The organism is Corynebacterium striatum ATCC 6940 (genome assembly GCF_000159135.1).
In the GTDB taxonomy this organism is placed as follows: Bacteria; Actinomycetota; Actinomycetes; order Mycobacteriales; family Mycobacteriaceae; genus Corynebacterium; species Corynebacterium striatum.
The window spans coordinates 95,340-100,130 of the sequence record NZ_GG667519.1; the positions used below are offsets into that span (position 1 = coordinate 95,340).

5 protein-coding genes are annotated in these 4,791 nt (G+C 56.1%); 2 read left to right on the top strand and 3 right to left on the bottom strand.

Annotation, left to right across the window (positions count from 1 at the left end):
• Positions 1 to 132 (bottom strand): IS3 family transposase (locus tag HMPREF0308_RS14100; RefSeq protein ID WP_005527677.1); only part of this gene is annotated, 132 nt, incomplete at its 3' end.
• 81 nt (positions 133 to 213) lie between these two features.
• On the opposite strand from HMPREF0308_RS14100, the gene HMPREF0308_RS14400 reads away from it, so the two are divergent.
• A complete protein-coding gene (locus HMPREF0308_RS14400; RefSeq protein WP_005527679.1) occupies positions 214 to 492 on the top strand; it encodes a restriction endonuclease subunit S in 279 nt (92 codons plus the stop codon).
• 154 nt (positions 493 to 646) lie between these two features.
• Here the strand turns inward: HMPREF0308_RS14400 and HMPREF0308_RS00405 are convergent, their stop codons facing one another.
• Positions 647 to 2,419, bottom strand: a complete 1,773-nt coding sequence (locus HMPREF0308_RS00405) for an RNA-binding domain-containing protein (RefSeq protein WP_005527680.1) — start codon at positions 2,417 to 2,419, stop codon at positions 647 to 649.
• Positions 2,420 to 2,584: 165 nt separating this feature from the next.
• On the bottom strand, positions 2,585 to 2,740 hold the full coding sequence (locus tag HMPREF0308_RS13800; protein ID WP_169305101.1) for a hypothetical protein: 156 nt from the start codon (positions 2,738 to 2,740) through the stop codon (positions 2,585 to 2,587).
• A gap of 156 nt (positions 2,741 to 2,896) precedes the next feature.
• On the opposite strand from HMPREF0308_RS13800, the gene HMPREF0308_RS13805 reads away from it, so the two are divergent.
• The coding region (locus HMPREF0308_RS13805) for a DEAD/DEAH box helicase family protein (RefSeq protein ID WP_169305102.1) at positions 2,897 to 4,791 on the top strand (1,895 nt) is incomplete at its 3' end.

The following is a 4,791-nucleotide window of genomic DNA, read 5'->3' on the forward strand; positions in this document are numbered from 1 at the left end:
CTTCTTGACCCAAGCATGCAGCGAGGCACGGTTGATACCGAGCTCTGTTGATGCTGCGTTCAGCGAGAGGTCCTCATTGTTTTCATAGAGGGCCACAGCATCGCGTTTGAACTGTTCGGAGTACCTGGACATGGTGGTAGATTACCTTTCTTCCCAACCCAACCGGGCTGGATATCAGGTGTCCACCAAAAAAGGGGGTCAGGTCCGGGAAAAGTGGGCCGGCTAGCTGAGCCAGCGGCAACGAACCAAGCTTGTGCAGCTATCTGCATCGAAGATGCGGTGGATGCCGATTTTCTGTTCTACGTATTGCGCAATTCGTATGAGCAATTACGTTCTTTGGGAAGAGGCGGAAACCAAGACAACTTGAATCTTTCGTTGGTTCGCGATTTTCGTATACCCTGGCCAGCTGTTGAGATTCGTCAACGATTTGTTGCGCAGATGAATGAAGCGACTCGCATCCTAACTCTTCTTGAAAAAGGAATGATGCGCTAGCTCTCTTAGGCAAGGGTCTTGAGCAAAGGTATTTTAGTGCTTCCTAGTGGATCGGTGAATTGGTGGGTGGTGATGTGTCCTTAAGACAGAATTTTTTGGCGGATCCGCTGTGTGCTGAAGAATGAGGAACTACCGATTAATTTCGGCGGCGATGTTAGGAATATTCTATATTTAAAAAGTATTTCTGAACGCGGGCATCAGATTCGTCTGGAATACTTTGGATTGTTTTGTTTTCGTTCAAGGCTGTCAATCGCGGATTTAGCTGCCCACGACTGAGCCCCGTTGTCTGTACCAGTTCTTTGCGCGTGAGCCCGTGCTCGGCGGCACGTAACGCTGCTAAGATTCTCTCGTCCTTCTCGGCTGCGGACAGGTATGCGCTGCGTTTGGCATGGTCGGCCAAGGAAGTTTCTGCAGTCTGAGCGGTATTGGCGGCTACGGTTTCGGTTGGGGTGTGGTCATCATCGGATGGGGCCCGGTAGGTGGTGCCTCGGCCGGAACCGGTGGCATCGGCAAGCCCGTATTGCACCAGCTGCTGGAGTTCGGCACGGGCATTAACGGAGTCCATGGGGAAGGCGCTTCGATAGATGCTATTGGTGATTTCTTCGCCGTGACGCATAGCGATGAGCGCGTGCTTTTGAGCCACGGAGAGGGTATCGGTGCCGGGGAGTTGCCCAAGCCAACGGAGGTCGGTATCGCTGAGGAGCGACGAAGATGTGAGGATAGCGGTGAACTTCGTAATCTGATCATCGAAGTGCGGGGCGGGAAGGAAAGCGTCCGCAAGGGCGGCCCGAGCTGCAGGAATGCCAGTAGGTTGAGCCTCGATAACGCGGTATCCATTGCTCGTCGTGAGGGAGGCGCACATGGAATAGAGGATCGCGTTACGGGCGCGAGGGGAGGTGTAACCGAGTTGATTTTTGGTGATGCCCCACAATCCGCCAGGACTTTCCACAATGAGCTTGGTGGGCTGCTTGATGAGCTGCGTATACATGCCGTAACTAGCAGCAGAAAGATCGCGGTGAACCAGGGCATTGGCGATGATCTCGCGAATGGCGACCGGAGGGAGCTCAGGTACATCGATCCCGTTGCCATCGCGGAAGGTCACTCCGACGCGTAGCTGCGCAGAGACCCATTCCATTGCCGAGTCAAGGAGGTCCGGTACGGGTCCCGTGAATTCGCGACGATCGGCGAGCCGTTGAGCGGTGTCGAGCTGAGGATTGATGGCGCGAGCTTTGACTACGAGGTTGGGTAGAAACTGCTGCGGCTGCTCGCCGAAGGCGTAGAGTGCAGCAGTCGTGACGAAACCAGTGTCTGGGTCAATAACGTTGGTGCGGATGTGGAGCGTGTGCTCATCGAGGTCGCGTAGTCGGCGAGAGTCGCGCTTCTTCGCGCTGAGGTATTGCTGGAGCAGGTCGTCTACCAAATCATGGTGAACCGTGGCTCCTTCGACTGGTGTGCGATCCGCATGTGGTTGCTGCCGCTCACCGACCAAAAAGAGCTCTTCCTGAGGTGACAAGTAGTAGTCACCGTCGCCGGAACGAATGTAGGCTTTGCCAAACTTACCAACTCGGAAGGGACGATGCTCTGAGGGCTGGGGAGGAACAATGGCAGCAACGACGGGTTTCCCCTCCACGATGGTCGCCTCGACTGCACCGAGTTGCAGGGGCGGCGTGATTCGCTCGCGGGCCTTTGAAGCAAGGGCGGACTGCGCAGCCTTCGGATCCCAGACTCCGGTGACATCAAATGCGCCGTCATTTTCAGCGACCCCGAGGATGAGCGTGCCGCCATCCGGCATATTGGCGAAGGCACAGAGAGTCTCGTCAATTGATTCAGGCATCTGGTGAGAGGCTTCTTTGGCCTCGACATTCCACGTATTGTTTTGCGTATCGCGGAGGAGCGCAATGAGTTCTGGGATGTCGATGATGCTCATGGGGAGCAGTGTACCCGAGTTCGATCGGAAATCGTACTGAAATATGATTGAAATGTGACTGAAATCTTGTGCTAGAAAATTCAGTACGAATTCAGTACCTTTGTAAATCGAGTTAGATGGTGAAATTGCTTTCGTTGCGCTGGAAAAACACCATGATGGTTGTAACTAAGCAGTATGAGATGCGGGACTAGTGGAGAGGAACTCCAGCGTCATGGCGACGATGAGTGGTGGAACACCCCAATCCAGCAACTTTGGCTTCGTCGGCGTGGTGTGGCCGAACCTGCTTAACGACTGCCGATTGGTGGAGCGAAGTGCACTCACTAATCCGCGCGGTTCCCTGTTCCAAGCGCGCTTCGTGCTTGAATCGGTGGTGGGGCACGTGGCTACGGTCCTCGGTATTCCCAACACGGACCGCGTCATCGATGCCATGGTCCATCCGGATTTTGCGAGTCAGTTCCCAGATGATCTGCTGAAAAGATGCATGTCATCCGCAAGGCAGGTAACGCCTCTGCGCATGACTCCAAGCCCGTTCCACCGGAACAAGCGGAACGTATTGTCCGACATCTCTTCGATGTGCTTGTGCGGGTAGCAAAAAGGTTTAGTACGAAGCCCCTGCCGCCCGTCGCTCCTTTTGACGTTGCAATTTTGCGCGCAGCACCCAAGCAGGCGGCACAGTCGCGGCAGCAACTGCTCGCGTTACAGCGAGAACTGGATCGCCTGGCGGCAGAGTCGGATGGCTTCCGGTTGCAGCTCTCTGAAGCAGAAGCTGCTCAGCTGGCGTTAGAAAGAGAGTTAGCCGAGCAGGCGCGTGAGAAGGCCGCTGCGCAAGAGACTGCAGATGATGCGTTACGAGAAGCACGTGAGGCGCGAGAGCGTGTCAAGCACTTGGAAGCTGAGCTGCGCGAACGCTATCTAGAGCAGCAAGAAGCTGTTCGGGCATCTGAGGAAGCTAGCGCGGTTGACCTCCCGCCGCTCGCGCGTAGCGAAGCGGATACCCGTCGTGACATCATCGATCCGATGCTCGCAGATGCTGGTTTCAGTGTGGCGGGCGGGAACCTTACTGTCGAGTACCCGATTGAAGATCTTTACATTGACTACGTTGCGTGGGGCACAGATGGTCAACCCCTGGCTATTATCGAGGCGAAGAAGACGGAACGCAGCATCAACGATGGGCGCGTTCAAGCTGAGGACTATGCCGAGGCGTTGGGTCGCAAATTCGGTCGAGTCCCGCTGGTTTTCTATACGAATGGGCATGACGTGCGTTTCTGGGACCGGGACGCGGAACTGCCCGGTGGTTACTGTTACGAAGCGCGGCAGGTAGAGGAATACCCCACAGCGGCCGCCATGGAGGAGCTCATTCGGCGGCGCGGTAAGCGTCAGCCTCTGGAGACAACGGAGCTATCCGACATTGCGGCGCGGCCGTACCAACAGCAAATGCTGCGAGCCGTGAGCGAGCGCTTCGCGGCGGGGCATCGCAGGGCTCTGCTTGTTATGGCCACGGGTACCGGAAAAACGCGTGTATCCATCTCGTTGGTGAAGATGCTTATGGAGGCCGGTTGGGTGCGCAATGTGCTCTTCCTGGCTGACCGCAAGGCGTTGGCACGCCAGGCGCATTCGGCATTTGTGGAGCATTTGCCGGGCTCCAATCCTGTGAATCTGCTTGCCAACAAAGAGGCGACGGGTCAGGTGTACGTGAGCACCTACAACACCATGATTGACATGGTTGGGCCCACCGAGCGTTTCGGTTCTTTTGACTTCGATCTCATCGTGGTAGACGAGGCACACCGATCGATTTATCAGCGCTACCGGCGTCTCTTCGAATACTTCGATGCCGCGGTTGTGGGCCTTACCGCCACGCCACGTTCAAACGTGGATCACAATACGTACCGCTTTTTCGGGTGTGAGCCAGGTGCGCCGACCGGGTACTACGGCTTGGATAAAGCCATCGAAGATGGCTACCTTGTGGCGCCGAAGTTATTCCGGGGTGACAGCTTGTTCATGCGGCAAGGCGTGAAGTATTCGGAGCTCAGCTCGGAAGAACAGCTTGAATGGGATATGAAGGATTGGGGCTCAGACGAGTCAGGAGATCCTCTGGAGGCGCCAGGTGAGATCACGTCGGCGGAGATGAACCGGGTGCTCTATAACCTCGACACCATCCGACAGGTTCTCGCTCAGGTCATTGAGCGTGGAATCAAGGTTGGCGGAGCTGATCGCCTGGGAAAGACGATTATCTTTGCGCGTACGCAGCGTCACGCGGAGCTTATCGCCGAAGTCTTCAGGACGCTTTTGCCTCCAGCGGCAGGAACGCGCTGTGAAGTCATTACGCATGGAGTCAAGGACGCCGAGGGACTCATCGATCGGTTCAAAGACCC

Excerpts from the sequence above, each read along its gene's own strand:
- HMPREF0308_RS00405 (WP_005527680.1), bottom strand. The coding sequence starts at position 2,419 with ATGAGCATCATCGACATCCCAGAACTCATTGCGCTCCTCCGCGATACG.